This window comes from Microbacterium canaveralium, assembly GCF_047238045.1.
GTDB lineage: Bacteria > Actinomycetota > Actinomycetes > Actinomycetales > Microbacteriaceae > Microbacterium.
Map to the genome: position 1 here is coordinate 1,537,050 of NZ_JBDFMA010000003.1, position 22,525 is coordinate 1,559,574.

The window sequence follows — 22,525 nt, forward strand, 5'->3', positions numbered from 1 at the left end:
GCAGACGAGTCTAGGCGCGACGTGCGGTGCCCGCAGACAGCTCCTTCGCGAGGGAGCGGAGGGCATCGACTCCGCCGTCGCGCAACGCCTTCACGAGCGCCGTGCCGACGATCGCGCCGTCGGCGTACTCGATGACACCGGCGACCTGCTCGGCGTTGGAGATGCCGATGCCCACGCACGCGTGCGCCGCGCCGTGGGAGCGGAGACGCTCCACGAGGCCGCGGGCCGCGGCATCCAGCTGTGCCCGCTCCCCCGTGATGCCCATCGTCGACACCGTGTAGACGAAGCCCGTCGATGCTCCGACGATCATCTCGAGACGCTCGTCGGTGGACGTGGGGGCGGCGAGGAAGACCCGGTCTACGCCCGTGCGCTCGCTCACCGCGATCCACGCCGACGCGGCGTCGGGCGTGATGTCGGGCGTGATGAGACCCGCGCCGCCGGCGGCGATCAGGTCATCGGCGTAGCGGTCGACGCCGTACTGCTCGACGAGGTTCCAGTACGTCATCACGAGCACCGGGACGTCGGTGCGGGCCGTGACCTCACGGATGATCGTGAACAGGTCGCGCATGCGGAAGCCGTTGGCCAACGCCGTCTGCGTGGCCTCCTGAATGACCAGGCCGTCCATCACGGGGTCGCTGTAGGGCGGACCCAGTTCGATGACGTCGACGCCCGATTCGGCGAGAGCGACCGCGGCCTCGATGCTCGTCGCCACGTCGGGGAATCCCGCGGGGAGGTATCCGACCAGGGCACCGCGCCCGGCCGCGTGCGCAGCGTCGATCGCCGCCGAGACGCGCGAGGTCACAGCTCGACCCCCGCACCGCTCGCGGCGTCCTGGGCCGGTGTCACGTCGACCGGTGACCCGGAAGCGTCGGCGACCTTTTCGGCCGCGTGCGTCTGGGGCGAACCGCTCGGTGCGTCGGCGGCGTGCTCGGCGTCGTAGAGGTCGAAGTAGCGGGCGGCGGTGTCCATGTCCTTGTCACCGCGGCCGGAGAGGTTCACCGCGATGATGGCATCCGGGCCCAGCTCCTTACCGATGCGGAGTGCGCCGGCCAGGGCGTGGGCGGACTCGATCGCGGGGATGATCCCCTCGGTGCGCGACAGGAGACGCAGGGCCTGCATGGCTTCGTCGTCCGTCGCCGGGATGTACTGCGCGCGGCCGATGTCGGCGAGCCACGCGTGTTCGGGGCCGACGCCGGGGTAGTCGAGACCCGCCGAGATCGAGTGGGACTCGGTGGTCTGGCCGTCTTCGTCCTGCAGCACAAACGTTCGGGCGCCGTGCAGTACGCCGGGACGACCGCGCTCGATCGACGCCGCGTGCTTCGGGGTGTCGACGCCGTCGCCGGCTGCCTCGACGCCGTACAGGGCGACGCCCTCGTCGTCGAGGAACGCGTCGAACATGCCGATCGCGTTCGACCCGCCGCCGACGCACGCGAACACAGCGTCGGGCAGGCGTCCGAGGCGCTCGAGGAACTCGGCGCGCGTCTCTTCGCCGATGACCTTCTGGAAGTCGCGCACCATCGCCGGGAAGGGATGGGGGCCCGCGGCGGTGCCGAAGATGTAGTTCGTCGTCTCGACGGTGGAAACCCAGTCGCGGTACGCCTCGTTGATGGCATCCTTCAGGGTGCGCGAGCCGGTCGTGACCGGTACGACTTCGGCGCCGAGGAGGCGCATGCGGGCGACGTTGAGGGCCTGGCGTTCGGTGTCGACCTCGCCCATGTAGACCACGCAGTCCAGGCCGAACAGCGCGGCGGCGGTCGCGGTGGCCACGCCATGTTGTCCGGCGCCGGTCTCGGCGATGACACGGGTCTTGCCGAGGCGCTTGGTGAGGAGCGCCTGACCGAGGACGTTGTTGATCTTGTGCGAGCCCGTGTGGTTGAGGTCTTCACGCTTGAGGAAGACGCGCGCGCCGCCCGCGTGCTCGGCGAAGCGCGGGACCTCGGTGAGCACGGACGGTCGGCCGGCGTAGTCGTGCAGCAGCGCTGTCAGCTCGGTGAGGAACGCCGGGTCGGCCATCGCCGACTCCCACTCCGCGGTGAGCTCGTCGATCGCGGCGATGAGGGATTCGGGCATGTAGCGGCCGCCGAAGTCGCCGAAGAACGGCCCCTTCTGGTCGCGCAGGCTCACGGTGGTCATGCAGTCTCCTGGAGGAATGCGCGGAGCGTCGCCACGGGGTCGCCGGTGACGAGTGCTTCACCGACGAGGACGACGTCGGCGCCCGCCGCGCGATAGTGGGCGACGTCGGCGGGGGCGAGCACGGCGGATTCGGCGATCTTCACCGCGTCCGCGGGGAAGCGGTCGGCGAGCGAGCCGAACAGGTCGCGGTCGAGTTCGAAGGTGGAGAGGTTGCGCGCGTTGACGCCGATGAGCTTCGCACCCAGGTCGGCGGCACGTTCGAGCTCCTCCTCGGAGTGCGTCTCGACGAGCGCTGCCATGCCCAGGTCGGTCGCGAGTCCGTAGAGCTCGGTCAGCGTCTTCTGGTCGAGCGCCGCCACGATCAGCAGCACCAGATCGGCGCCCGACGCTCGGGCCTCCAGCACCTGGTAGGGCGTCGCGAGGAAGTCTTTGCGCAGAACCGGCACCGACACCGCGGCGCGGACCGCCTCGAGGTCGGCCAGGGTGCCCTTGAACTTACGGCCCTCGGTCAGCACCGAGATCGCGGAGGCGCCACCTTCTTCGTACAGCCGAGCCTGACGGGCGGGGTCGGGAATCGTCGCGAGGTCGCCGCGCGAGGGGCTCGCACGCTTGACCTCGGCGATAATCTTCACGCGTTCGGCGGGGGCGAGCATCGCGAGCGCGTCGCGCGCGGGCGTCTGCGCGAGAGCGTCGCGCTCCACCGTCGCGAGCGGACGCGCCTGTGCGCGCTGCTCGGCGTCTTCCACCGCTCCGGCCGTGAGATCGGCCAGCACGGTCAGTGCGCCTTCGACTGGTACTTGTCGCCAGTGGCGCCGTAACCGGCCTTCGACATGGCCCACCCGACGATCGCGCCCACGATGAGCAGACCGACCGAGGCCCACACGAGAACCGGGAGATCGAACCAGAAGAACAGCGTGCCCAGCGTGATGGCCACCAGCATGATGATCACGGCCGTCCAGGCAGCGGGCGAGTGTCCGTGGCCCGGGTCGCCGATGGGGTTGCTCATGGTTCTCCTTCGAGTCGCGCGCGGGCGCGGGGAACAGCGTCGATCGAGTCTATCGAAACGGACGGGTTCGGCCCGCGCCGTCGTCTCGACGTCGACCGAAGCCGCGGCTCAGGTGGTGGGGTCGGCGCCGCGGGAGAGGTCGTCCCACGAATCGATCGCGTCGTGCGGCCGGGAGGCGTCCGTCGACGCGTCGCCGGACGTCCGGTACTTGCGCCCCGCACTCCCCTGCCACCGTCGAGCCGTGACGAGAGTGAACAGCGCCGCGGCGGCGAGGATCACCTCAGCCAGCAGCGTGATGGCGGGCCAGGGGGTCAGTGACATCGACGACACGAGGTCGGAGATGGCATCCACCCCCGAGATTCCGGTCGCGTCGCTGACCGTTGCCGCCGTCGCCGACACGGGCAGCGTGAAAAGCACCTGCGCCGTCGCGACGCCGACGACGCCCGCGATCGCGAGGGCGATCACGCCGAGCACGTACCGCAGGACGCGGCCGACGATCGACAGCGCAGCCCCGAGCGCGAGGGCGGCGAGGCTCAGCGGGGTGAGCACCGGCACGGCATCCGAACCGGGAACCGCCAAGGTCTGCTGCGCTCCGTCGGCGAGGGTCACGTCGATCCACGTCTGGGTCGACGAGATGACGCCGAGGGCTCCGGCCAGGAGCATCCCGACGACGGCGAGAGAACGGGCTCGACGCATCAGGGCTGCCCGACGACGGGTTCGAGATCGGTGGAGTCGAAGCACGTGTGGTCGCCGGTGTGGCATGCGGCGCCCACCTGGTCGACCTCGATGAGGAGCGTGTCACCGTCGCAGTCGAGGCGCGCGCCCTTGACGATCTGGATGTGGCCCGACGTGTCGCCCTTGCGCCAGTACTCCTGGCGGGAGCGCGACCAGAAGGTCACGCGTCCGGTGGTGAGGGTGCGGCGCAGGGCCTCGGCATCCATCCACCCGACCATGAGCACTTCGCGGGAGTCGAACTGCTGGACCACCGCGGTCGCGAGTCCCTGGGCGTCGTACTTCACGCGTTCGAATGCTTCGACGTTCATCGGCGCACCTCGATTCCTTCGGCGGCCATCGCGTCTTTGACCTGGCCGACCGTGAGCTGGCCGGAGTGGAACACGGATGCCGCGAGCACGGCGTCGGCGCCCGCCTCGACGGCGGGGGCGAAGTGCTCGAGCGCACCGGCGCCGCCCGAGGCGATCACCGGAACCGCGGCGACCTGGCGCATGAGCCGGACGAGCTCGAGGTCGAAGCCCTGCTTCGTCCCGTCGGCGTCGATCGAGTTGACGAGCAGTTCGCCGGCTCCGCGCTCGACGGCCTCGCGGGCCCACTCGAGGGCGTCGAGCGTCGTCTCGGTGCGGCCGCCGTGGGTCGTCACGACGAAACCGGAGGGGGTGGATGCCGCGCGCTTGACGTCGAGCGAGAGCACGATCACCTGCGCGCCGAAGCGGTCGGCGATCTCGTCGATCACGCCCGGGCGCGCGATCGCGGCGGAGTTCACACCGATCTTGTCGGCCCCGACGGAGAGCAGTCGGGCGACGTCCTCGGCGGAGCGCACTCCCCCGCCCACCGTCAGCGGGATGAACACCTGCTCCGCGGTGCGGCGCACGACGTCGTACGTCGTGGCGCGCTCGTCGACGGTCGCGGTGACGTCGAGGAACGTGATCTCATCGGCGCCCTGGTCGAAGTAGAGCTTCGCGAGTTCGACGGGGTCGCCCATGTCGCGCAGGTCGAGGAAGTTCACGCCCTTGACGACGCGACCGGCGGCGACGTCGAGGCACGGGATGACGCGGCGGGCGAGCGTCATCAGAGCCTCGCGGCCAGGATCTCGGTCACCAGGATCGCCCGCGCGCCGATCGCGTACAGCTCGTCCATGACGCGGTTCACGTCGCGGCGGGGGCTCATCACACGCACGGCGACCCACTCCGGGTCGCGCAGCGGCGAGATCGTGGGTGATTCGAGGCCGGGCGCCACGGCGATCGCCTGCTCGATGAGCGCGGTGGGGAGGTCGTAGTCGATCAGCACGTACTTCCGCGCGGCGAGGACGCCGCGGAGGCGCCGCAGCAGCGTGTCGGTGCCCGCGACCTCGTTCGGACCGGCGATGAGCACGGCGTCGCTCTCGAGCAGCACGGGGCCGAAGATCTCGAGCCCCGCCTGCCGCAGCGTCGTCCCGGTCGAGACGACGTCGGCCACGGCATCCGCCACGCCCAGCTGCACCGCGGACTCGACCGCGCCGTCCAGCGGCACGATGTCGACGGCCACGCCGCGCTCGTCGAGGAACGCATCGACGAGACCCGGGTAGGCGGTCGCGACGCGCAGGCCCTGCAGGTCTTCGACGTCGGTGAAGCGGCCGGGGCGACCCGCGAAGCGGAACGTCGACCCGGCGAAGCCGAGCGACTCGACCTCGCGGGCGCCGGGCATGCGGGCGTCCAGCAGCAGGTCGCGGCCGGTGATGCCGACGTCGAGGGCGCCCGAGCCGACGTAGGTCGCGATGTCACGCGGACGGAGGTAGAAGAACTCGACCTCGTTCACGGGGTCGACGGTGTACAGGTCTTTCGAGTCGCGACGTCCGGTGTACCCGGCCTCCGAGAGCATCTCGGCGGCGGTCTCGGCGAGCGACCCCTTGTTCGGCACGGCGATTCGCAGCATGACAGGGGCTTTCGTGTGAGGTGAAGGAAAAGGGCGCGGCGCGGGCTCAGAGATGTCGATAGACGTCTTCGAGCGACAGGCCCTTCGCGAGCATGAGCGTCTGGAGGTGGTAGAGCAGCTGCGAGATCTCTTCCGCAGCGGCCTCGTCGGACTCGTACTCGGCGGCCATCCACACTTCGGCGGCTTCCTCGACGATCTTCTTGCCGATGGCGTGCACTCCGGCATCGAGCTGGGCCACCGTACCGGAGCCGGCGGGGCGCTCGACGGCCTTGGCACTGAGCTCGGCGAACAGGTCGTCGAAGGTCTTCACGCTTCCAGGGTATCGGCTCGGCGGGGGTGGGGCCGTCGCGGGAAGCGCAGCATCGTCGATAAACGGCATCTGTTGCGAGGAACGGCGCGACCCCGCGTGTCTCAGGAGGATCGGCGTTTATCGCGGGAGGAGGGGGGCTCAGTGGCGGTGGCGGGCGGCGGAAGTGCGCAGAGATTGGATGGCGCGGTCGGGGTCGTCGGCACCGAAGACCGCGGAGCCGGCGACGAACGTGTCTGCCCCGGCCTCGGCGGCCTGGGCGATCGTGGACTCGCCGATGCCGCCGTCGACCTGCAGCCAGACGTTCGACCCGCGACGGCGGGCCTCGTCGGCGAGGGTGCGGAGCTTCGGCATGGTCTCCGGCATGAACGACTGGCCACCGAAGCCGGGCTCCACCGTCATGACGAGGATTTGGTCGAACTCGTTGAGCACCTCGAACAGGTTCTCCACGGGCGTCGCCGGCTTCACGGCCACGCCGGCGCGCGCGCCGATCGAGCGGAGAGTGCGCGCGAGCGCGACGGGCGACGCCGCGGCCTCGAGGTGGAAGGTGACGGATGCCGCGCCCAGCTCCGCGTACTCCGGAGCCCAGCGGTCGGGGTCGTCGATCATCAGGTGCACGTCCAACGGCACGGGGCTCGTCTCCTGGATGCGGCCGACCATCTGCGGACCGAAGGTGAGGTTCGGCACGAAGTGGTTGTCCATCACGTCGACGTGCACGAAATCGGCCCCCGAGATGCGGGCGAGCTCCGCCTGCATGTTCACGAAGTCGGCGGCGAGGATGCTCGGATTGATGCGGGGCACGGCTCCATTATCGGCGCCGCACCCGTCGCCCCCTCGCGTGAGGGGTCAGAATCTGTCGCTTCGGGGCCGCTCAGGCGACAGAATGTGACCCCTCACGCGTCAGGTAACTCGACGCAGGAGGGCGATCGACATCGCGTCGGTGCCGTGGCGATGCGGCCAGAGCTGGGCGCGGAGGGAACCGTCGGCCTGCGGCGGCAAGTCGATGTCGGAGCCGGCGATGTCGCGAACGACCGCTCGAGCGTCGACCTCTTCGACGGCGTCGCCGAACTCGCGGCGCACCTCGGCGAGCACCCCGGAGGTCTCGGCCAGGTGCGGCGAGCACGTCACGTACGCCAGCACACCACCGGGCTTCAGCGCCCCGAGCCCCGCGCGCACGAGCTCGAGCTGCAGCGCCGTCAGGTCGGGCACATCCGCAGGGGTCTTTCGCCACCGCGCCTCGGGGCGACGGCGCAGGGCCCCGATGCCCGTGCACGGCGCGTCGACGAGGATGCGGTCGTACTCCCCCGCCGCGCGGGCGGCGCGGTCACGCCCGTCCTCCTCGGTCACCTCGACGGCGAGCGGGACGGATGCCACGGCCCGGCGCACGAGCGCGGCACGATGCGGCGAGATCTCGTTGGCGTCGAGCTGAGCCCCGCCCGCGAGTGCTTCCGCCGCGAGCAACGCGGTCTTGCCGCCGGGACCCGCGCACAGGTCGAGCCACCGCTCCCCCGGTTCGACGGGTCGCACGCGACTGAGCGCGAGGGCGGCGAGCTGCGACCCCTCGTCTTGGACCCGGATGCGCCCTCCCGAGGCGCGGATGAGCGCTTCCGGATCACCGCCCCGTGTCGTGAAGGCCGTGGGGGCGAAGCGGGCGGGGCGAGCGTCGTCGGGGATCTCCGCCAGTCCGGGGAGGGCGACCATCGCGACGCGCGGGGCGTCGTTGTCGGCGGTGAGGAGAGCGTCGAGCTCGTCACTGCGTCCCTCGGCCGCGAGGGCGCGGCGGAAGGCGCGGACGATCCACACGGGGTGCGCGCTCGTGAGGCCCAGACGCTCGTCGTCGCTGCGGGCCGTGGCCGTGATGCGCTCCATCCAGTGCCCGGGGGTCTCGCGCGACACGCGCCGAAGCACCGCGTTCGCGAACCCCGCCGCCCCGCGTCCGCCGCCGTGGCGGCGCGCGAGCTCGACGGACTCGTTCACCGCGGCGTGCGAGGCCACGCGCGTCGACAGGAGCTGGTGCACGCCGAGGCGGAGGGCGTCGAGCACCGGCGGATCGATACGATCCACCGTGCGATCGGCTGCGGCCGCGATGATCGCGTCGTACGTCCCGCGTCGCCGCAGCGTGCCGTACGTCAGTTCGGTCGCGAGACCGGCGTCCTTGGCATCCAGCTTCGCCCGCTCGATCGCATGCGGCAGCGCAAGGTTCGCGTAGGCCTCGTCGGTGGTCACCGCCCGCAGAACGTCATACGCGACCGCGCGGGCGCCCTGGACGCTCACGAGCCCAGCACCGGGTTCTCGCTCCGGAGGCCGCGGAACCAATCGCCCGCGGACATCGCCCCTTTGCCCGCGGGCTGCACGGTGTCGAGCCGCAGCGGGGAGGTCGCCGTGCCGACGAGAATGTCCTTGCCGGATGCCACGACCCGACCCGGCGGGATCGGATCCGCCGCGCTCGCCGCAACCCGCAGCACCTTCACCCGCGCGCCGTCCAGGGTCGTGTGGGCGCCGGGCTCGGGGGTGACCCCGGCGATCCGTGCGCGGAGGGTCTCGGCATCCTGCCGGAAGTCGAGGGCCCCGTCCTCGAGGGACAGCTTGGGCGCCAGGGTCGGTGCGCCGCTCTGCGGGACCGCGACCGCCGAGCCGTCGGCGATGCCGTCTACGACGCGAGCGAGGAGCGGCGCCCCCACCTCGGACAGGGCCTCGAGGAGATCGCCCGCGGTCGCGTTCCACGGCACCTCGTAGCGTTCCTCGGCGAAGACGTCGCCGGCATCCAGTTCGGCGACGAGCTGGAACACGCTCGCACCCGTCTCACGGTCACCGGCGATGAGGGCGCGCTGCACCGGAGCGGCTCCGCGCCAGCGCGGCAGGAGCGAGAAGTGCAGATTGATCCAGCCGTGTGCCGGGGCCGACAGCAGCGGCTCGCGGACGAGACCGCCGTACGCGACGATGACACCCAGATCCGGCTCGAGCGCGGTGATGCGGGCGGTGGCATCGGCATCCAGCCGGTCGGCCTTGATGACGGGCAACGCGAGCTCTTCGGCCGCCTGGGCCACGGGCGACGGCGTCAGCACGCGCTTACGGCCGAGTGGCGCGTCGGACCGCGTGACGACGGCGGCGATCTCGTGCGGACCGTCCGCCAGGGCACGGAGGGAGGGGACGGCGACGGCGGGGGTGCCGGCGAAGACGAGGCGCATGGTTCTCCTCACGCTTCGGATGCGGGTGGGTGGGACCGGGCGGCGGCGCTCAGAGGTCGGGCTCGGGGAGGTCGAGTCGCACTCTGAGTGTATTCCGGGGTCTCGGGCCCTTGTCCTTGGTCGACTTGCGGGCGCGGAGGGCATCGGCGATGACGCTCGCGCGAAGGGCGTCCGCGACGGCCCGCCCGTGGGCGTAGTCGAACCGCACGAGTGCGCGGGACGTGGCGGCGTCGGGGACCGTGGAGGTGTCGACGGGACCGAGGACGGCGAGCGCATCGAGGTCGGGAACGGCCTCGCGGAGTTCCGTCAGGAGGGTGTCGACGCTCCGGGCGTGTCCCTCGACGCTCGCGACGCGGACGGCCGGCGGCATCCGCAGCGGTGCGCGGTCGACCAACTCGGCGCGCGCGTACGCGGGCTGCGTCCACGTCGCGAGCGCTCGCGCCACCGGGCCCGCGACGCCCACGAGATGCACGGGAGCGCCGGGGGCCGCGAGGGCGGCGGCGTTCGACCACCAGCGCAGGCAGTGCTCGCCCACGCGCAGCGCCTCGTTCTGCAGCATGCGGTCGCCGTCCAGGAGGATCACCGCGCGATACCCGCCGCGCGCGAGAGGCTCGGCCCCGCGCGTCGCGATGACCAGGGCGGGAGTGGCATCCACTTCGGCGACCGGGTGCGCGCCGTCGGCGATGATCACGCGCGTGTTCGGGAAGGCGCGGCCCAGCTCATCGGCCGTCCGTTCGCTGCCCGAGGACGCCATGCGCAGCTTCACCGAACCGCAGTGCCCGCAGGTCCAGGCGTGGGCGCTGCGTCCGCACCACGCGCACACCGGAACGGCGCCCGGCCGCGCGGCGCGCAGGGGCCCCGCGCAGTGCGCGCACCGGGCCGGCCGGCGGCAGTCCGCACACACGAGCGACGGCGCATATCCGGGACGCGCGACCTGCACGAGAACGGGGCCGTGCGCCAACGCCTCGCGCGCCGCCGCGAACGCCGACGACGGCACGCGCGCGGTCCGCGACTCCCCCTCGCGCGTCGCGCTGAGCACGACGCGGGGACTCTGGCGCCGCGCCGGCGCCGACTCGCGGACGTAGCCCACCTCGACCAGACGCTGGACGTCGGTGGAGCGAGTGTGGCCCGCGAAGACGAGCGCCGAACCCTCCAGTTCCTGTCGCACCAGCGCCGCGTCGCGTGCGTGCACTCCCGGGGCCAGCGGCTCGGCGAGCAGCGTGTCACCGTCGTCCCACAGCGCCACGAGGCCCGTGTCGTGGGCGGGCGCGTACACCGCTGAACGTCGGCCCACGACGATCACCGGAACCGGGGCGAGCGTACGGAGGTACTGCCCGTAGCGGACCGGGCCGGACTGATCGGCGTCATCGCGCACGATCGCCTCAGGCGGTACCAGGTCGTTCAGCGCCGCCATGAGTTGCGCCTGGTCGCGGTAGTCGGGGACCACGAGCACGGCGCTCCTCCCCCGTGCGAGCGTGTGCGCCGCCGCGGCGGCGAGCAGATCCGCCCACGCCCCGCGGGGCAGATCGCCCGTGGGGTGCGGAGGCGCGTCGACGGCGAGGCGCTCGCCGCCGTCGATGGCGTCGATGAGGCCCACGTAGGGTGCGAGCAGCGTGTCGGCGCGCGCGAGCGCGTCGGCCGAGACCGAGGGTGTCTCGGGCGGAGGGGCGGCGAGCCAGGCCTTCTCGGCTCGCACCATGCGCTTGGGCACCGCGAGACGCAGCACGTCGCTCACCGACCCGGCGGCGCGGTCGGCGACCTTGCGCGCCAGCCGGTACAGGCGCTCAGGAAGGACAGGCATCGTCGACACGACGCTCTCCACCGACGACAACGGACGCTCGGTGCCGTCGTCGGCCACGACCTCGACGACGAAGGCATCCGTCATCCGCCCCGCCGACCGCAGCGGGACCTTCACCCGCACGCCGGGTGCGACGTCCGCCACCAGCGGGTGCGGGACGGCGTAGTCGAACAGGCGGTCGAGCTGGGGAACCGGGGAGTCCAGCTGCACCCGAGCGACCCGGCGGGCGCTCACGCGCGCGCCCCCATGTCAGAGACCGGCGGCGGCGCGCAGCTCGTCGACGCGGTCGGTGCGCTCCCACGTGAAATCGGGCAGCTCGCGGCCGAAGTGCCCATACGCCGCCGTCTGCGCGTAGATCGGCCGGAGCAGGTCGAGCTGGTCGATGATTGCCTTGGGGCGGAGGTCGAACACCTCGCGGATGGCGGTGACGATCGTCTCGTCGGCCACGTGCGCGGTGCCGAACGACTCGACGTACAGGCCGACGGGGTTCGCCTTGCCGATGGCGTACGCCACCTGCACCTCGAGGCGGTCGGCGAGACCGGCGGCGACGGCGTTCTTCGCGACCCAACGCATCGCGTACGCGGCCGAGCGGTCGACCTTGGACGGGTCTTTGCCGCTGAAGGCTCCGCCGCCGTGACGCGAGGCGCCGCCGTACGTGTCGATGATGATCTTGCGGCCGGTCAGGCCCGCGTCGCCCTTGGGGCCGCCGATCACGAAGGGCCCGGCGGGGTTGATGTAGTACTGGACGTCGGGGAGTTCGAGTCCGGTGTCGCGGAGCACAGGGTCGATGACCTCCGCCTGCACGAGCGCGCGCAGCTCTTCCTGCGAGATGTCGGGGTGGTGCTGCGTCGACAGCACGACGGAGTCGACCGTCCGCGGCGTGTGACCGTCGTAGCCGAGGGTGACCTGCGTCTTGCCGTCGGGGCGGAGGAACGGCAGCGTGCCGTCTTTCCGGACGGATGTCAGTCGCTCGGCGATGCGATGCGCCGTCCACACCGCCATCGGCATGAGCTGCGGCGTCTCGTTCGTGGCGAAGCCGAACATGATGCCCTGGTCACCGGCACCCTGCAGGTCGCGCGGATCGATCGAGCCGCGCTCGCGCTGCTCGAACGCCTTGTTGACGCCAGCGGCGATGTCGGACGACTGCGCGCCGATCGAGACGCTCACGCCGCACGACTCGCCGTCGAAGCCGGTGTCGCTGGAGGTGTATCCGATCCGGTTGACGACATCGCGGACGATCGCCGGGATCTCGACGTAGGCACTCGTCGACACCTCACCCGCGACGTGCACGAGCCCCGTGGTCACGAGGGTCTCGACGGCGACGCGCCCCGTCGGATCCTCGCTGAGGATCGCATCCAGGATGCTGTCGGAGATCTGGTCGCAGATCTTGTCGGGGTGTCCTTCCGTGACGGACTCGGACGTGAACAGGCGCAGGTCGGTCAAGACGACTCCCGGTGGGTTTCGGGCTGGGGACGAGCACAAGTATGCCCCGGACGGCGGACAGCCGCCCGGGGCATCGTCACATCTGTGAACGGATCACTCGGCGGCGCGAAGGCGCAGCTTGTCCTCGTGGATCTCGTGCAGTGCGATGGTGAGCGGCTTGTCCTCGACGGTGGAGTCGACGAGCGGCCCCACGTTGTCGAAGAGGTTGCCCTCGTGCAGGTCGGAGTAGTAGTCGTTGATCTGGCGCGCGCGCTTGGACGCGTAGATCACGAGCTGGTACTTCGAGTCGACCTTGTCGAGCAGCGCGTCGATGGGCGGGTCGATGATGCCCTTGTCACGTCCGGCCATGGGGAACCTCCTGGTTCGGCGGGATGGGGTGGATGCGGCGCCCGTCGGCGCCGAAGCATCCTCGTATTCTATCCGACGCCGGGGCGTCGTGCGGCGAGGGCCACGACCTCGGCCGCGGCGCGCGAGACCTCGTCGTTGACGACCCGGTAGTCGAACTCGTTCTGGGCCGCCAGCTCGGTGCGCGCGGTGCGCAGGCGGCGGGCGCGTTCCTCGGCATCCTCGGTCCCGCGGCCGACCAAACGCTGGACGAGTTCGTCCCAGCTCGGCGGCAGAAGGAACACGAGCGTCGCCGACGGATCGGCCGCGCGCACCTGTCGCGCGCCCTGCAGATCGATCTCCAGCAGCGCGGTGCCGCCGTCGGCGAGGACGCGTTCGATCGGCTCGCGCGGCGTGCCGTAGCGGTGGGTGTTGTGCACCGTCGCCCACTCCAGCAGCTCCCCCTCGTCGACCAACCGGTCGAATTCGGCGTCGTCGACGAAGAAGTAGTGCTCGCCGTCGACCTCCCCCGGGCGCGGAGCGCGAGTGGTCGCCGAGACCGAGAGGTGGATCTCGGGGAAGTGCTCCTTGATGTACGCGGCGACCGTGCCCTTGCCGACGGCTGTCGGGCCGGCCAACACCACGAGGCGGCTGCGTCCCTCGCGCGGCCCGGGCTCCGGCCACCGTGCGTCGAGGTACGCGCGCAGGGCGTCGCGCTGCCGCGATCCGAGGCCCCCGAGGCGCTTCACCGGGGAGATGCCCAGCGAGACGAGAATGCGGTCGCGCTTGCTCTCCCCGATCGCGGGGATGGCGGTGAGGAACTCGGTCACGCGCATCGCCCCGGCCGCGGACAGGGGGTCGGCGAGGCCGCGACGGAGGAGTTCCTGCGGGGTGATGACGCGCGTGGAGACGTCGCGCTTGAGGGCGGCGCGCTCCCGGCGGGCGGCGACCGCCCGGCGGGAGGCTGCAGCCCGATCTACCTCGGGGGGACGGCGGGGATCAGTCATTGAGCGCCTCCCGGTACAGGTCGGCGCGTGCCGTGATCCGGTCGGCGAGCCGCGCCGGACCGACGGCCAGGACGCTGCGGCTCTCGTTGGCCACCACCGCCTTGGCGACGTAGCCGAACAGGCGGCCGAGGTCGGCGGGGTCGGCCCCCTGCGCCCCGAAGCCGGGAGCGAGGATCGGCATCCCGGCGAGCGTGATGTCACCGAGGCCGAACGCTGCGCGATCCACCGTCGCCCCGACGACGACGCCGATCGACCCGAGCGCCCCGGGAAGCCCGAGGTTCGCCTCGTTGACGTCGTGCGCCACGCGCGCGGCGACGTGCTCGTGGTCGCCGACGGCCAGAGCGTCGTCGACGATGGCACTCTGCACGGCGCGGGCTTCGGGGTTGCTCGTGGCGGCGAGGACGAACGCGCCCTTGCGCGCCCGCAGGGCGACCGCGAGCGTTTCGCGCAGCGAGTCCGCGCCGAGGTACGGCGTCAGGGTCACGGCATCCGCCTCCAGGGGTGAACCGGGCTCGAGCCAGGCCGAGGCGTAGCCCTCCATGGTGGTGCCGATGTCTCCCCGCTTGGCGTCGGCGATGACGAGGAGGCCCGCCGCGCGGGCGGCGGCCATGACGTCCTCGAGGGCGGCGAAGCCTTTCGATCCGTAGCGCTCGTAGAACGCCACCTGCGGCTTGACCACGCCGACGCGACCCGCGGCGGCGTCGACCACGCGCAGACCGAACTCGCGTGCGCCGTCGGCGGTGGCATCCAGCCCCCACGCCGACAGCAGCGCGGCGTGGGGGTCGATGCCGACGCACAGGGCGCCGTGGGTCTCGAGGGCAGCGGCCAGCCGCTGACCGAACGTCTCGCTCACAGGCGGCCCGCGCGGTCGACCGCGTATTCCTGGAGGCTGCGGACGTCGAACCCGTTCTTCATCGCGCCGAGCGCGCTCACCGCCGCGCCGAGCACGGCCATCGTGGTGAACAGCGCCTTGTCGGCGGCGACGGCCGCGGCGCGGATCTCGTACCCGTCGGCACGCGCCGTGCCCCCGCTCGGCGTGTTGACGATCATGTCGATCTCGCCGGCGTTGATGAGGTCGACCACGTTCCGCTGGCCGGAGCCCTGCGTCTCGGAGTACTTCTCGACGACCTGGACGCGGATGCCGTTGCGGGCGAGGATCTCCGCCGTGCCCTCGGTGGCCATGAGCTCGAAGCCGAGCTCCTGCAGCCGGTGGGCCGGCAGGATCACCGCGCGCTTGTCGGCGTCGGCGACCGAGATGAACACCGTGCCCGAGGTGGGCATGCCGCCGTACGCGGCCTCCTGCGACTTCGCGAACGCGGTCGGGAAGTCGCGGTCGATGCCCATGACCTCACCGGTCGAGCGCATCTCCGGACCGAGCACGGAGTCGACGGTGCGTCCGTCGGCGGTGCGGAACCGCTTGAACGGCAGCACGGCCTCCTTCACGGCCACGGGAGCATCCAGCGGCACGCGCGATCCGTCGCTCTCGGGCAGCAGCCCCTCGGCGATGAGCTCGGCGACGGTGGAGCCGGCCATGATGCGGCTGGCGGCCTTCGCGAGCGGGATGCCGAGCGCCTTCGACACGAACGGCACGGTGCGGCTCGCGCGCGGGTTCGCCTCGATGACGTAGAGCACGCCGGCCGAGATCGCGAACTGCACGTTGAGCAGACCCCGGACGCCGACGCCCTTCGCGATCGCGAGGGTCGCCTCGCGGACCCGGTCGACCTCGGTGCGTCCGAGGCTCACGGGCGGCAGCGTGCACGACGAGTCGCCGGAGTGGATGCCGGCCTCCTCGAGGTGCTCCATGACGCCGCCGATGTACAGGTCGGTGCCGTCGTACAGCGCGTCGACGTCGAGTTCGATCGCGTCGTCGAGGAAGCGGTCGACCAGCAGCGGCAGCCCGGGGCCGATGATGGCCTGGTCGGCCACGCGCACGAAGTAGTCCCGCAGGGCCTCGGTGGAGTACACGATCTCCATGCCCCGACCGCCGAGCACGAAGCTCGGGCGCACGAGGACCGGGTACCCGATCTCCTCGGCGACCGTCACGGCGCCCTCGACGTCGATCGCGGTGCCGCTGCGCGGCGCGACGAGACCGGCCTCGTCGAGCAGACGCGAGAACAGCTCGCGCTCCTCGGCGAGGTCGATGGCCTCGGGGCTCGTGCCGAGGATCGTGTAGCCGGCGGCTTCGATGCCCTTCGCGAGGCCCAGGGGCGTCTGGCCGCCGAGCTGGCAGACGACGCCGAGGATCGTGCCGGACCGACTTTCCGCGTGGAGGACCTCGAGCACGTCCTCCAGGGTCAGCGGCTCGAAGTACAGCCGGTCGGAAGTGTCGTAGTCGGTCGACACGGTCTCGGGGTTGCAGTTGACCATGACGGTCTCGTAGCCGGCCTCCGACAGCGCGAACGAGGCGTGCACGCAGGAGTAGTCGAACTCGACGCCCTGACCGATGCGGTTCGGGCCCGAGCCGATGATGACGACCTTCGTGCGGTCGGACGGCGTGACCTCGGTCTCCCAGTCGTAGCTGGAGTAGTGGTACGGCGTGAGCGCCGGGAACTCCCCCGCGCACGTGTCCACGGTCTTGTACACCGGACGCACATCCAGGGCGTACCGGATGCCGCGCACCTCGGCCTCGTCGAGGCCCCGGATCTGCGCGATCTGGGCGTCGCTGAAGCCGTGCTCCTTGGCGAGGCGCAGGGTCTCGGCATCCAGCTCGCCGGCCTCGCGGATCATCTCGGCGACCTCGTTGATGAGGACGATCTGGTCGATGAACCACGGGTCGATGGCGGTGGCGTCGAAGGCCTGCTCGGGCGTGGCGCCGAAGCGCAGCGCCTGCTGCAGAACGACGATGCGGCCGTCGGTGGGGGTCTTCGAGATCTCGAGGAGCTCGTCGACCGACCGGGACTCCTCGCCCCAGTGGAAGCTCGACCCGCGCTTCTCGAGCGAGCGCAGCGCCTTCTGCAGGGCCGTGCTGTAGTTGCGGCCGATCGCCATGGCCTCGCCGACGGACTTCATGGTGGTCGTGAGCGTCGTGTCGGCGGCGGGGAACTTCTCGAAGTTGAAGCGGGGCACCTTCACCACGACGTAGTCGAGCGTCGGCTCGAAGCTCGCCGGAGTGACCTTGGTGATGTCGTTCGGGATCTCGTCGAGGCGGTAGCCGATCGCGAGCTTCGCGGCGATCTTGGCGATCGGGAAGCCCGTCGCCTTCGACGCCAGGGCCGACGAACGAGAGACGCGCGGGTTCATCTCGATGACGATGATGCGCCCGGACTTCGGGTCGACGGCGAACTGGATGTTGCAGCCGCCGGTGTCGACGCCCACGGCGCGGATGATGTCGATGCCGATGTCGCGCAGCCTCTGGTACTCGCGGTCGGTGAGCGTCAGGGCCGGCGCGACCGTGATCGAGTCGCCGGTGTGCACGCCCACGGGATCGACGTTCTCGATCGAGCAGACGACGACCGTGTTGTCGGCCGTGTCGCGCATGAGCTCGAGCTCGTACTCCTTCCACCCGAGGATCGACTCCTCGAGCAGCACCTCGTGCGTGGGCGAGTCGTGCAGACCCGCCCCGCCGATGCGCCGCAGGTCGGCCTCGTCGTACGCGAAGCCGGAGCCGAGCCCGCCCATCGTGAAGGAGGGACGCACGACCAACGGGTAGCCGAGCTGCTCGGCACCGGCGAGGAGCTCCTCCATGGAGTGGCAGATGACGGATGCCGCGACGTCGGCGCCCGCCTCGATGACCAGCTCCTTGAAGATCTGGCGGTCCTCGCCCTTGTTGATCGCCTCGAAGTCGGCACCGATGAGCTCGACGTCATACTTCTCGAGGATGCCGCGCTTGTGCAGCTGGATCGCCGCGTTCAGAGCCGTCTGCCCACCGAGGGTGGGGAGGATGGCATCCGGCTTCTCCTTCGCGATGATCGTCTCGATCACCTCGGGGGTGATGGGCTCGATGTAGGTCGCGTCGGCGAAGTCGGGATCGGTCATGATCGTCGCCGGGTTGGAGTTGACCAGGATCACGCGCACGCCTTCTTCGCGCAGGACGCGGCAGGCCTGGGTTCCGGAGTAGTCGAACTCGCAGGCCTGACCGATGACGATCGGGCCGGAGCCGATGACGAGGACGGAGTGGATGTCGTCGCGCTTAGGCATTCTTCTTCGTCTCCTGGGTCGCGAGCACCATGTCGCGGAAGCGGTCGAACAGATAGTTGGCATCGTGCGGGCCGGCGGCGGCCTCGGGGTGGTACTGCACGCTGAATGCCGGGATGTCGAGGGCGCGCAGGCCCTCGACCACGTTGTCGTTGAGACCGATGTGGCTCACCTCGACCCGGCCGTAGCCGTGCGGGCTGTCGATGACGGCGTCCAGCGGCGCCTCGACGGCGAAACCGTGGTTCTGCGACGTGATCTCGACGCGGCCCGTGGTCTTGTCGAGCACCGGCTGGTTGATTCCACGGTGACCGAACGGCAGCTTGTAGGTGCCGAAGCCGAGGGCACGGCCCAGCAGCTGGTTGCCGAAGCAGATGCCGAAGAACGGCAGCCCGTCGTCGAGCACCGCGCGGAGCAGCTCGACGTGCTGGTCGCTCGCGGCCGGGTCGCCCGGGCCGTTGGAGTAGAACGCCGCGACCGGCTCGATCGCGCGGATCTCCTCGATCGTCGCGGACTGCGGGAAGACGTGCACGTCGAACCCGCGGCCGGCGAGGTTGTCGATCGTGGACTGCTTGACACCGAGGTCGAGCACGGCGAGGTTGCCGATGCGCTCGGCGGTCGCACGGGTGACCTCGACCTCGGTGACCGACACCTCGGCCGACAGGTTGCGCCCGGCCATCCCGGGGGCGGCGAGGACGCGACGCAGCTGCTCGTCCTCATCGAGGCTCACCGCGTCGCCCGAGAAGACGCCGCCGCGCATGCTGCCCGAGGAGCGGATGCGACGCGTGAGCGCGCGCGTGTCGATGCCGGAGATGCCGACGATCCCGTCCTCGACGAGGGCGTCATCGAGCGAGCGGTTGGCGCGCCAGTTCGAGACGACGCGGGAGGGGTCGCGCACCACGTATCCGGCGACCCAGATGCGACGGGACTCGGGGTCTTCGTCGTTGACACCGGTGTTGCCGATGTGCGGGGCGGTCTGCAGCACGATCTGGCCCGCGTACGAGGGGTCGGTGAGGGTCTCCTGGTACCCGGTCATGCCGGTGGCGAACACGACCTCGCCGAAGGTCTCGCCGCGCGCACCGTAGGCGCGGCCGGGGTAACGGGTGCCGTCTTCCAGCACCAGGACGGCGGGTTCGCGCGAGATGCGCGGAGGGGAGATCAGGGCGGTCATTCGTCGCTTCCTGTCGAGATGAGCGGACGGATGGCGTCGGCGAGGGATCGGGCCGAGGCATCCTGGGGTCGGAGGTAGGTGTCGACGACGGTGTCGTCGTCGATGCGCCAGCTGACGCGCGTCAAGCCGTCGCGCTCGACCACGCGGTCGATCGCGACCGTCGCCTGAGCCGCGTCGACGAGGCGGTCACGGGTGAGCGCGATGCGGGGCTGGCCCGGCAGGTCGAGGGCGATCCCGGCCGAAGTGACCGTGACGTCCACGCGGGAGCGGAACCCGAGGCCACGGATCGCGAGGCGTTCGAGGGGCTCGCCGTGACGCGTGGTCGCGACGTACAGGCCGGGGAACACGCCCGTCTCCACGGCGCCGTCGGGGAGCTCTCCCACCGGGGCGGAGTAGCGCGCATCGCGCCGCGTTCGTCGAAGCCAGGCCACGGCCAGCACGAACAGCACCGCGACGGCGACACCGGCCATGACCAGCAGGGCGCCCTCGCGCGTCACGCGAGCACCCCCGGGGCGTCCAGCACGGCGCCGTCGACGACGGTGGGGATGCCGGCGTTCACGGTCCAGCGGACCTCTCCGGGCAGCTCGCGACCCAGGTACGGCGAGTTCTTGCTGCGACCGCGGAGGTCGTCGATACCGAACGTTCGCGCCGGGCGCGGGTCGTACAGCGTGAAGCTCGCGGATCCGCCCGCGGCCACCGGCGTGCCGTGGCCGTCGAGACGACCGATGCGCGCCGGGGTACGGGACATCACACGGGCGACGTCGGTCCACTCCAGCAGCCCGGTCTCGACCATGGCCTGGTGGACGACGCGCAGCGCGCTCTCCAGGCCCACCATGCCGTTCGCGGCAGCGGCCCACTCGCACGACTTCGCCTCGGCGGGATGCGGGGCGTGGTCGGTGGCCACGATGTCGATCGTGCCGTCGGCCAGGCCCTCGCGCACGGCGAGGACGTCCTCTTCGCGACGCAGCGGCGGGTTGACCTTGAACCGCGCGTCGTAGTCGCGCACCAGCTCGTCGGTCAGCAGCAGGTGGTGCGGCGTCACCTCGGCGGTCACGTTCACGCCGCGCTTCTTGGCCCACCGGATGATGTCGACCGACCCGGCCGTGGACAGGTGGCACACGTGCAGACGCGAACCGACGTGCTCGGCGAGTAGCACGTCACGCGCGATGATCGACTCCTCCGCGACGGCGGGCCACCCGGTGAGCCCCAGTTCCGCCGAAACGGCGCCCTCGTTCATCTGCGCGCCCTCGGTGAGACGCGGATCCTGCGCGTGCTGCGCGATCACGCCGTCGAACGCCTTCACGTACTCGAGCGCTCGCCGCATGATGAGCGGGTCGAAGACGCAGAAGCCGTCGTCGCTGAACACCCGCACGCGGGCGCGGGAGTCGGCCATGGCGCCGAGCTCGGCGAGACGCTCGCCCTTCTGCCCGACCGTCACGGCACCGATGGGCTGCACGTGGACGTAGCCGGCGGCCTCGCCGAGGGCGAGCTCCTGCTCGACGACGCCCGCGGTGTCGGCGACGGGCGAGGTGTTCGGCATGGCGAAGACGGTGGTGAAGCCACCCGCCGCCGCCGCGCGCGATCCCGTCTCCACCGTCTCGGACGCTTCGTAGCCGGGCTCGCGCAGGTGCACGTGCAGGTCGACGAGTCCGGGCAGGGCGATGAGCCCGTCGGCATCCACGACCGTGGCTCCGGCGTGCGAGAGCCCCGTACCGGTCTCGGCGATGATGCCGTCGCGCACGAGGAGGTCGGTGGCATCCCGTCCCTCGATCCGCGCACCGCGCACCAGCAGGGTGTGGGAGGGGGCGTGGCTCATCGAAGGTCCTCTTTCTCGGAGTCGGTCCGCGCGCCCGCCAGCAGCAGGTACAGCACGGCCATGCGCACGGAGACGCCGTTCGCGACTTGCTCGAGAACCGTCGAGCGCGGCGAGTCGGCGGCTTCGGCGGAGATCTCCAGACCGCGATTCATCGGGCCGGGGTGTAGAACGATGCTACCGTCCGGCAGCGCGTCCAGGCGCCGCGCGTCGAGTCCGTACCGTCGGGAATACTCCCGTTCAGTAGGGAAATACGCGGCACTCATCCGCTCGAGCTGGATGCGAAGCATCATCAGGGCGTCGGGACCCTCGGCGATCGCGTGGTCGAGGTCGTAGTCGACCTCGACCGGCCACCCGCTCACGTCCTGCGGGACGAGCGTCGGCGGCGCGACGAGGGTGACGTGGGCGCCGAGGGTGTGCAGGAGCCACACGTTCGACCGGGCCACGCGGGAGTGCAGCACGTCACCGACGATCGTGACCCGGATGCCGTCGAGCCCGCGGCCGCGGCTGTCGTCGCCGAACAGGCGCTTGCGGATCGTGAACGCGTCGAGGAGCGCCTGCGTGGGGTGCTCGTGGGTGCCGTCACCGGCGTTGACGACCCCGGCGGTGATCCAACCGCTGGTGGCGAGGGTCCGCGGGGCGCCGGAGGCTCCGTGGCGGATGACGACGGCATCCGCCCCCATCGCCTGCAGGGTCTGGGCGGTGTCCTGCAGCGATTCGCCCTTGCTGACGCTCGAGCCCTTCGCCGAGAAGTTGATGACGTCCGCGCTCAGGCGCTTCGCGGCCGCCTCGAACGAGATGCGGGTGCGGGTGGAGTCCTCGAAGAAGAGGTTCACCACCGTCTTGCCGCGGAGCGTCGGGAGCTTCTTGACCTCGCGGCGCTGGGTGTCGGCCATGTCTTCGGCGACGTCGAGGATCTCGAGCGCCTTGGGGCGCGTGAGGTGCTGGGTGTCGAGGAGGTGCCTCATGACTCGATCGTCACCTCCTCGATGCCGTCGACCTCGGCAAGACGCACGTTCACGCGCTCGTCCCGGGCCGACGGGAGGTTCTTGCCCACGAAGTCGGGGCGGATGGGCAGCTCGCGGTGGCCGCGGTCGATGAGGGTCGCCAGCCGCACGGCGGCGGGGCGCCCGATGTCCTGCAGAGCATCGAGGGCGGCCCGGATGCTGCGGCCCGAGAACAGCACGTCGTCCACGAGCACGACGACCTTGCCGTCGATCCCGCCCGCGGGGATACGCGTCGCCTGCGGTGCCCGCGTGGGATTGCGGTGCAGATCGTCGCGGTACATCGTCACGTCGAGGGCGCCGACCGGCACGGCCGCTCCCCCGAACTCGCTGATCAGCGGGGCGATGCGATCGGCGAGGGTGACACCGCGCGTCGGGATCCCGAGGAGGACGAGTCCTTCCGGTCCTTTGTTGGACTCCAGGATCTCGTGGGAGATTCGCGTCAAAGCGCGGGCGATATCGGCATCGTGCATGACGGTGCGCGTACTCATCCGCTGCTCCCTTCTCCGCCTCACGGGACGGGGTTAAAGGTTGCTGTGGTTCCGGTTCGAGTG

General features: G+C 71.1%; 23 protein-coding genes. All 23 read right to left on the reverse strand.

Annotated features, from left to right (window positions below; genetic code table 11):
* Window positions 1-10: 10 nt before the first annotated feature.
* The 23 genes from trpA to pyrR all read right to left on the reverse strand — a co-directional run bounded on the left by trpA (window position 11) and on the right by pyrR (window position 22,462).
* The gene (trpA, locus tag ABC271_RS08300) at window positions 11-802 is read right to left on the reverse strand and encodes a tryptophan synthase subunit alpha (protein WP_412924419.1); all 792 of its coding nucleotides are present in this window, start codon (window positions 800-802) and stop codon (window positions 11-13) included.
* Entirely contained in the window at window positions 799-2,124 is a 1,326-nt protein-coding gene (trpB, locus tag ABC271_RS08305; protein ID WP_412926122.1) for a tryptophan synthase subunit beta, read from the reverse strand. Before trpB ends, trpA begins: the two co-directional genes overlap by 4 nt.
* Window positions 2,125-2,129: 5 nt before the next feature.
* On the reverse strand, window positions 2,130-2,906 hold the full coding sequence (gene trpC, locus ABC271_RS08310; protein ID WP_412924420.1) for an indole-3-glycerol phosphate synthase TrpC: 777 nt from the start codon (window positions 2,904-2,906) through the stop codon (window positions 2,130-2,132).
* A 2-nt stretch (window positions 2,907-2,908) separates the two neighbouring features.
* Window positions 2,909-3,139, reverse strand: a complete 231-nt coding sequence (locus tag ABC271_RS08315) for a DUF6704 family protein (protein WP_412924421.1) — start codon at window positions 3,137-3,139, stop codon at window positions 2,909-2,911.
* A 108-nt stretch (window positions 3,140-3,247) separates the two neighbouring features.
* Entirely contained in the window at window positions 3,248-3,835 is a 588-nt protein-coding gene (locus ABC271_RS08320) for a Trp biosynthesis-associated membrane protein (RefSeq protein WP_412924422.1), read from the reverse strand.
* Window positions 3,835-4,182: a phosphoribosyl-AMP cyclohydrolase gene (gene hisI / locus ABC271_RS08325; protein WP_412924423.1), complete on the reverse strand. Its 348-nt coding sequence runs from the start codon at window positions 4,180-4,182 to the stop codon at window positions 3,835-3,837. The genes ABC271_RS08320 and hisI overlap by 1 nt, the downstream gene beginning before the upstream one ends.
* Window positions 4,179-4,943 (reverse strand): imidazole glycerol phosphate synthase subunit HisF, encoded by a 765-nt coding sequence (gene hisF, locus ABC271_RS08330; protein ID WP_412924424.1) that lies wholly within the window; start codon window positions 4,941-4,943, stop codon window positions 4,179-4,181. The genes hisI and hisF overlap by 4 nt, the downstream gene beginning before the upstream one ends.
* Window positions 4,943-5,785: an ATP phosphoribosyltransferase gene (hisG, locus tag ABC271_RS08335; protein ID WP_412924425.1), complete on the reverse strand. Its 843-nt coding sequence runs from the start codon at window positions 5,783-5,785 to the stop codon at window positions 4,943-4,945. The genes hisF and hisG overlap by 1 nt, the downstream gene beginning before the upstream one ends.
* Window positions 5,786-5,831: 46 nt before the next feature.
* Window positions 5,832-6,095: a phosphoribosyl-ATP diphosphatase gene (locus ABC271_RS08340; RefSeq protein WP_150956431.1), complete on the reverse strand. Its 264-nt coding sequence runs from the start codon at window positions 6,093-6,095 to the stop codon at window positions 5,832-5,834.
* Between the two features lie 138 nt (window positions 6,096-6,233).
* Window positions 6,234-6,893 (reverse strand): ribulose-phosphate 3-epimerase, encoded by a 660-nt coding sequence (gene rpe, locus ABC271_RS08345; RefSeq protein ID WP_412924426.1) that lies wholly within the window; start codon window positions 6,891-6,893, stop codon window positions 6,234-6,236.
* 99 nt (window positions 6,894-6,992) lie between these two features.
* Window positions 6,993-8,366, reverse strand: coding sequence for an RsmB/NOP family class I SAM-dependent RNA methyltransferase (locus tag ABC271_RS08350; RefSeq protein WP_412924427.1), 1,374 nt, complete (start codon window positions 8,364-8,366; stop codon window positions 6,993-6,995).
* Window positions 8,363-9,280: a methionyl-tRNA formyltransferase gene (gene fmt, locus ABC271_RS08355; protein ID WP_412924428.1), complete on the reverse strand. Its 918-nt coding sequence runs from the start codon at window positions 9,278-9,280 to the stop codon at window positions 8,363-8,365. Before fmt ends, ABC271_RS08350 begins: the two co-directional genes overlap by 4 nt.
* Window positions 9,281-9,329: 49 nt before the next feature.
* Window positions 9,330-11,312: a primosomal protein N' family DNA-binding protein gene (locus tag ABC271_RS08360; protein ID WP_412924429.1), complete on the reverse strand. Its 1,983-nt coding sequence runs from the start codon at window positions 11,310-11,312 to the stop codon at window positions 9,330-9,332.
* A 15-nt stretch (window positions 11,313-11,327) separates the two neighbouring features.
* Window positions 11,328-12,521, reverse strand: coding sequence for a methionine adenosyltransferase (gene metK, locus ABC271_RS08365; protein ID WP_412924430.1), 1,194 nt, complete (start codon window positions 12,519-12,521; stop codon window positions 11,328-11,330).
* Window positions 12,522-12,614: 93 nt separating this feature from the next.
* The gene (gene rpoZ, locus ABC271_RS08370) at window positions 12,615-12,869 is read right to left on the reverse strand and encodes a DNA-directed RNA polymerase subunit omega (RefSeq protein WP_055837405.1); all 255 of its coding nucleotides are present in this window, start codon (window positions 12,867-12,869) and stop codon (window positions 12,615-12,617) included.
* A gap of 68 nt (window positions 12,870-12,937) precedes the next feature.
* Window positions 12,938-13,852: a guanylate kinase gene (gene gmk / locus ABC271_RS08375; RefSeq protein ID WP_412924431.1), complete on the reverse strand. Its 915-nt coding sequence runs from the start codon at window positions 13,850-13,852 to the stop codon at window positions 12,938-12,940.
* The gene (pyrF, locus tag ABC271_RS08380; RefSeq protein ID WP_412924432.1) at window positions 13,845-14,705 is read right to left on the reverse strand and encodes an orotidine-5'-phosphate decarboxylase; all 861 of its coding nucleotides are present in this window, start codon (window positions 14,703-14,705) and stop codon (window positions 13,845-13,847) included. The genes gmk and pyrF overlap by 8 nt, the downstream gene beginning before the upstream one ends.
* Window positions 14,702-17,989, reverse strand: a complete 3,288-nt coding sequence (carB, locus tag ABC271_RS08385) for a carbamoyl-phosphate synthase large subunit (protein ID WP_412924433.1) — start codon at window positions 17,987-17,989, stop codon at window positions 14,702-14,704. Before carB ends, pyrF begins: the two co-directional genes overlap by 4 nt.
* Entirely contained in the window at window positions 17,982-19,154 is a 1,173-nt protein-coding gene (gene carA, locus ABC271_RS08390) for a glutamine-hydrolyzing carbamoyl-phosphate synthase small subunit (RefSeq protein WP_412924434.1), read from the reverse strand. The genes carB and carA overlap by 8 nt, the downstream gene beginning before the upstream one ends.
* Window positions 19,151-19,651, reverse strand: coding sequence for a PH-like domain-containing protein (locus tag ABC271_RS08395; RefSeq protein ID WP_412924435.1), 501 nt, complete (start codon window positions 19,649-19,651; stop codon window positions 19,151-19,153). The genes carA and ABC271_RS08395 overlap by 4 nt, the downstream gene beginning before the upstream one ends.
* Complete coding sequence (locus ABC271_RS08400; protein ID WP_412924436.1) at window positions 19,648-20,970, reverse strand: dihydroorotase; 1,323 nt, start codon at window positions 20,968-20,970, stop codon at window positions 19,648-19,650. The genes ABC271_RS08395 and ABC271_RS08400 overlap by 4 nt, the downstream gene beginning before the upstream one ends.
* Complete coding sequence (locus ABC271_RS08405) at window positions 20,967-21,935, reverse strand: aspartate carbamoyltransferase catalytic subunit (RefSeq protein ID WP_412924437.1); 969 nt, start codon at window positions 21,933-21,935, stop codon at window positions 20,967-20,969. The genes ABC271_RS08400 and ABC271_RS08405 overlap by 4 nt, the downstream gene beginning before the upstream one ends.
* Window positions 21,932-22,462, reverse strand: a complete 531-nt coding sequence (gene pyrR / locus ABC271_RS08410) for a bifunctional pyr operon transcriptional regulator/uracil phosphoribosyltransferase PyrR (protein WP_412924438.1) — start codon at window positions 22,460-22,462, stop codon at window positions 21,932-21,934. Before pyrR ends, ABC271_RS08405 begins: the two co-directional genes overlap by 4 nt.
* Between the last annotated feature and the right edge of the window lie 63 nt (window positions 22,463-22,525).

Bases quoted from the DNA above. Each gene is read 5' to 3' on its own strand.
- rpoZ (WP_055837405.1), bottom strand. From the start codon at position 12,869: ATGGCCGGACGTGACAAGGGCATCATCGACCCGCCCATCGACGCGCTG.
- fmt (WP_412924428.1), bottom strand. From the start codon at position 9,280: ATGCGCCTCGTCTTCGCCGGCACCCCCGCCGTCGCCGTCCCCTCCCTC.
- pyrR (WP_412924438.1), bottom strand. From the start codon at position 22,462: ATGAGTACGCGCACCGTCATGCACGATGCCGATATCGCCCGCGCTTTG.
- hisF (WP_412924424.1), bottom strand. From the start codon at position 4,943: ATGACGCTCGCCCGCCGCGTCATCCCGTGCCTCGACGTCGCCGCCGGT.
- ABC271_RS08405 (WP_412924437.1), bottom strand. From the start codon at position 21,935: ATGAGGCACCTCCTCGACACCCAGCACCTCACGCGCCCCAAGGCGCTC.
- gmk (WP_412924431.1), bottom strand. From the start codon at position 13,852: ATGACTGATCCCCGCCGTCCCCCCGAGGTAGATCGGGCTGCAGCCTCC.
- ABC271_RS08315 (WP_412924421.1), bottom strand. From the start codon at position 3,139: ATGAGCAACCCCATCGGCGACCCGGGCCACGGACACTCGCCCGCTGCC.
- carB (WP_412924433.1), bottom strand. From the start codon at position 17,989: ATGCCTAAGCGCGACGACATCCACTCCGTCCTCGTCATCGGCTCCGGC.
- ABC271_RS08400 (WP_412924436.1), bottom strand. From the start codon at position 20,970: ATGAGCCACGCCCCCTCCCACACCCTGCTGGTGCGCGGTGCGCGGATC.
- hisI (WP_412924423.1), bottom strand. From the start codon at position 4,182: ATGAACGTCGAAGCATTCGAACGCGTGAAGTACGACGCCCAGGGACTC.
- ABC271_RS08320 (WP_412924422.1), bottom strand. From the start codon at position 3,835: ATGCGTCGAGCCCGTTCTCTCGCCGTCGTCGGGATGCTCCTGGCCGGA.
- carA (WP_412924434.1), bottom strand. From the start codon at position 19,154: ATGACCGCCCTGATCTCCCCTCCGCGCATCTCGCGCGAACCCGCCGTC.
- hisG (WP_412924425.1), bottom strand. From the start codon at position 5,785: ATGCTGCGAATCGCCGTGCCGAACAAGGGGTCGCTCGCCGAGACCGCC.